Source organism: Candidatus Poribacteria bacterium (assembly GCA_016866785.1).
Classification (GTDB): Bacteria; Poribacteria; WGA-4E.
In genome coordinates, this window is record VGLH01000191.1 from 1 (window position 1) to 5,344 (window position 5,344).

Here is a 5,344-nt window from a genome sequence, read left to right on the forward strand (position 1 = left end):
CTTCGGACCGGACGGGAAGGTTGTTTTCTCGGGAAGCGCCGACAAAACGATTCGGGCATGGAGCGCCGAAACCGGTCGACAGGTCTACGAAATCCCGGTGAGTGGAACTGTCAGATGTATCGCCTACTCGGCAAGCCTGAAAGCGATCGTCAGCGGCGGCAGCGACGGAGTTCTTCGGCTATCCGAGCCGGAAACCGGCAGAAGTTTGCGCAAGCTCACACCGGGTCGTTTTCGACCCGTGGCGGCGCTCGTGGCTCATCCGACGGAACCGACTATCGTAACGGCGGGATACGAGGGCAGTTGGCCCGTTCAACGAGCGCATCGGATATGGCCGTTGACCGGCTACAGCGACACCATCGCCGCATTCGATCCCGACGTCGTGGCAGTCTCGGCGATCGCGCTCAATCGAGACGGTACGGTTCTCGCTTGCGTCGTATCGAACGGTATCTTCGCAGTATGGGCGCCCGGGGTCGCCGGGCGTCGTTCATCCGACCCGAAAAGCAGTATTGCTTGCATCGCCGTCTCGCCGGACGGATCGCTCATCGCGACGGGCGGCAGAGACAATGCCGTTCGCATCTGGGACACCGCGTCGGGTGAACCCATGGCGACTCTCACGAGCCACAAGAAGCCGGTTACGGGCGTCGCCTTCGCCCCGGACGGGTCTTTCCTCGTCTCCGTCAGCGAAGACGGAACGGCGCGGCTCTGGCGCGAACATCTCGACCTGGAGCCGGAGTCTCCGCTTACCGCGCAACCTCAACCAACGAGTCCCATCGTCTCGCTCACCGTCGACGCTCGCGCGTTTATCGATCTGGACGGCGACGGCGAACTTGCCGACGGAGAAACGGGTGTCGCCTTCGTGACGCTCCGAAACGCGGGGGACGCATCCGCCCGCGATGTCGAACTCGCCGTCTCGCCCGAAACGTCCGCCGGGCTCGAGTACACCGCGAAACAGCGGGTCGCCGAGGTGCGCCCGGGCGGCTCCGTCGAAGTCCGCCTGACCTTCAAGGCGACGCCCGACACGCCCGACGCGACGAACATCCTCCGCGTGTTGGCTACCGAATCCGCTACAGGACGCGCGCTCGACGAGACGATTGTCACGGTTCGCACGCGCGGGAAACGAGCGCCGCTCCTCGCGTTCGTCAAAGCGGAAGTCACCGCGTCGCCAGAGCCGGGCAGATTTGTCGTCGGAGCGACGGGAACGCTCGCGGTCACCGTTGCGAACCGGGGAACGGACGCCGCCCGGAACGTCTCCTTATCGTTGATGTGGGCGGGATCCGTCGCAGGAGGCATCGAAGGCGTCGCTCCGCCGGACACGCTCGTTCTGCCCGCAGGCGAACAGCACACATTCGTCGTGCCCTTGCGCGTCACCGCTCCGGCGACGGCGACGGAAATCGCGTTGAAGGCGACCGTCCGCGAGAGCTCCGGCAAAGCGGGATTCGAGACGACGTTCTCGGTTCCCGTCGTTACGCCGAAGCGCGATCCGCTCCTTGCGTTCGTCAGCGCGGAAGTCAGCGAGTCGCCGGAAGCCGGGAAACTCGTCATCAGGAAGCCGGGAACGCTCTCGGTCACCGTAGGGAATCGGGGCGCGGGCGTCGCGCGGAACGTTTCATTGTCACTGGCGTGGGCGGGAGACGCCGGGGGCGGAATCGAGAGCGCGCTGCCGTCGGCAACGCCGACGCTCGCCGTCGGAGAGGAACATACCTTCGCGGTTCCCGTGACGGTCACGACTCCGCCGACGACAACGGAAGCCACGTTTCGAGTCGTTCTCCGCGAGAGCTCCGGCGCAGGCGACGCCGAGGCGACGTTCTCGGTCCCGTTGGTCATGCCGAAACCTGAACCCATCGCCCGCTTGGCGATCCGAAGCGCGACGCTCCTCGACGCGAATCAGGACGGATACCTGCAGACCGAAGAGGAGGCGACTCTTCAAGCGGAAGTCGTCAACGACGGGAACATCGCTGTCCGGGGCGTCCGTCTCGTCGTCCAACCGGAACGGCTGCAAGGACTCGTTTACAACACGTCCGCTCTCGTCGGCGAACTCGCGCCGCAGTCGTCGCGCTCCGCCTTGCTGCCGATACGTGCGACAGGCGACGTGACGGGAGGCGCGCGCACTTTCACCGTTCGCGTCGAAGGAGATGGCGGCGTCCGCTCGGAATCGACGTCGGTGCGCGTCGAGACGATGGTCGCGCGGACACCCTCGTTGGCTCCAGCAGCTTTCAGATTGAGCGGCGGCGCGGACGCGTTGACGGCGGGTTCCTCTTCGACGCTGACGGTTTCGGTTCGCAACGACGGCGACGGCGCGGCGAAGGGAATACGGCTTCGCGTTCAGACGGAGCCGGAGTCGGGCGTTCGCCTGACGCCGCGGGGTTCTGCGGATTTGTCGTTCGAGCTCGCGTCCGGGGGCGTCCTGAACGTCGAGTACGATGTCGCCGTGAACGCGGACTTCGCGGGCGAAGAACTCCGGTTCGTCGTCCTCGCGGGGGAGAGCTCAGGTAAGCACGGGTTCACCGAGCGGCGCGCGCTGCCCGTGCGCCAGCCGCCCTTGACGCTGGGAAAGACCTACGCGCTTCTCGTGGGCGTCGGCGAGTATGCGAACTTCGCCCCGCTGGTGAATCCGACGCTCGACGTCGTCGCGGTCGAGAACGAACTGCGGTCGCATTACCGCGTCGAGACGACGCTTCTTCTGAACCCGTCACGGCGTACGTTCCTGTCGGCGCTCTACGGTCTCGCCGACATCGCTTACGGCGCGGACGATCAACTCCTCGTCTTCTTCTCTGGTCACGGTTGGTACGACGAGCGATTGCGGCGCGGCTATCTCGCCTTCGCGGACACGAAGCCGCTCGACGAAGACCCCTATCGAGAGACGTTCGTTCCGCACGAGGACGTGCGGACGTTGCTCGAACGGCTCGACTGCCAGCACGTCTTGCTGATGGTCGACTCGTGTTTCAGCGGGACGGTCGACCCCCTTGTCGCGATGGCGTCCGGGGCGCGTCTGACGGACAACCCGTATGAGCCGGTGTCACGTCCCGAGTACGTCCGGCGCAAACTCGCGTTTCGGACACGCCGCTATCTCACGGCGGGCGGGAAGCAGTACGTCCCCGACGGGCGTCCCGGGCAGCACAGCCCCTTCGCCCGTCAGATGCTCGCCGCTTTGCGGAGTTACGGCGGCTCCGACGGCATCCTGACGCTCGAAGAGATGCTGATGCATCTGGAGCGGGTCGAGCCGCAGCCGCGCTCCGGCGAGCTGAACGGCAACGAGCCGGGTTCCAGCTTCGTCTTGGTCGCGGAGCCTCTTCGGGCGAACGAGGAGGTCGCGCTCGCGCCGCTGGAAGTGACCGTGACGCCACCTGACGCTCAGGTCGAGCTGATCGGCGAAACCGTCGATCCGAGAGGATTCGCCCGGACCCTCAACGTGGAAGCAGCGCAGCCGTCAGTACGACGGTTCTACGTGCGCCTTGGGATTCATCGAGTAAGGGCGAGCCGAACAGACTACATCACCGACGAGAAGGAGGTCACCGTCGGCGTTGGCGGAGCATCGGTCGAGATGCGCCTAACGCGGCGCTGAGGACAGTAGAGAGGCGCGTCATCCTCGCTCTGACGGTCTGCGTGTCGTGGGCGGAGAAGGACCAATCGCCGAGCCGCGCATTCGTCGGACGTATCCTCGTAAACGGGACTCTTCCCGCTTCGCATCAGGACTTCGTACAGGTCGGCGGCGAACAGATGAAGCGAGAGTTTGCAGGAAGGCAAGTCATCCCACAACCGGACGACTTCATGCCACGGAGCCCAAGGCAGTCTAGACATATCAGTCCTCCTCCCGATCCGGTTGATACTCACGGATGCGATCATGCTGGACGATCCAGAGCCTTCCCGTGACGTCACGCCTATCGAGAACATCAATCAACACGCGACAGCAAGCCCAAGATCGACTCGGCTTCCTCCCGACTGCTGAGCGTTAGGAGCCTATCTGAATATGTCTAGCTCATGCCCAAACGCTGCGAAGCAGTTGTAGCCTGCACTGTGGGGAGTTAGCCCAGTATGCGGGACGTTTCAGCGAGTGGATCAACCCCCGAAACGACTCCGCTACATTCTGGCGGATCGACCGTACCTGGCCTCTCCTAACGGTACCGTCAGCAACACGTCTAGCCGCCCCGTGGAGCCTCTGGAGAGGCATCTCCATAGGACGGGGAGATCCCGCTGCCGTCGACGGCGTGTACGCCCCGATAGCACTTCCTGGCACAGACGTCGGACCTTAGGCCATCCTTCCTGCCACCACGCCCTCAGGTGAGTTGAGAGGGGTAGGTTTTCTACGTGCACGCGAGGCGCGGGCTAGGCTTGCGGCATCGTCGCTCCGAGCCTGACCCGTCCGACAACCTTCCCCAGTACCTGACATTGTAGGTGCGATGTCCCACGGATGTGGATCGGCGTGTGCTCGGAGTTCGCGGGGCGGAGCTCGATGCCACCAGGTCGTGGGTAGTAACCCTTGATGGTGGCTTCGGTTTCGCTGCCGTCGATGATGAGCGCCGCGACGATGTCGCCATTCTCAGCGGTCGGCTGGCGCCGGATGAGGGCGTAGTCGCCGTCGAGGATGTCGGCGTCCTTCATGCTGTCCCCACGCACGAGCAGGACGAAGTGTGCGAGCCGCGCGAAGTACTCGCCGACTGCCAGAGTACCCTCGCGTTCTTCGAGCGCGGTGATGGGCGCTCCAGCAGCGATGCTTCCAATGATGGGCAGCGTGCCGATCCCGGACGCTTCGATCCCTTGCTGGGTCAGCTCGATTCCGCGATGGGCGTTGGGCGTTCGTTTGACGTATCCGTCTTCTTCGAGGCGCGCGAGGTGATAATCAACGCTTCGAGGGGAACGGTATCGAAGCGCGGTCATCATCTCGCGTCGGGTCGGTGGACGCTTGCTGTCGGTGATATGCCTCGCGATGGCTTCGAGCAGCCGTCGGGACGAGTCCGAGAGGACATCGTTCGTATGCATGGTTGCGTCCCTCCCGTGCGGAACCGGCGATCAGCAGTAGTTTGGCATCCCACGCGCCCGGAGTCAATACAAATGGATGCGTTTTTCCTTGCAGACATACAATTGTATCAGTATACTGCGTACGGAAGGGCGATCCGTCAAGCGCAAAGGAACGCCGTATGCAGCAGATTCTCGCCGTCTGGATCAACGGCTTCTATATGGCAGCATCGACAACGTCCGCCGAGACACTCTGGATCGTCGCGCGCGACGACGCCGTTCTCGACGCATCGGAGGAGGTCCTTCGGAAGGGCGTTACCCTCGGAATGCCCCTGCGGCGTGCGCTTCGGCTAGCTCCGGCGGTCGTTTCCGACGAGAACCCTGTCCAGTG

The 5,344-nt window shown here is 64.1% G+C and carries 3 protein-coding genes; 2 read left to right on the forward strand and 1 reads right to left on the reverse strand.

Annotation, left to right across the window (positions count from 1 at the left end):
• A partial coding sequence (locus FJZ36_17870) for a hypothetical protein (GenBank protein ID MBM3216766.1) occupies positions 1-3,562 on the forward strand: 3,562 nt, incomplete at its 5' end.
• Positions 3,563-4,323: 761 nt separating this feature from the next.
• Here FJZ36_17870 and lexA read toward each other — a convergent pair.
• Entirely contained in the window at positions 4,324-4,977 is a 654-nt protein-coding gene (gene lexA / locus FJZ36_17875; GenBank protein MBM3216767.1) for a repressor LexA, read from the reverse strand.
• Positions 4,978-5,135: 158 nt separating this feature from the next.
• Here lexA and FJZ36_17880 point away from each other — a divergent pair.
• Positions 5,136-5,344: hypothetical protein (locus FJZ36_17880; GenBank protein ID MBM3216768.1), on the forward strand; the 209-nt coding region annotated here is incomplete at its 3' end.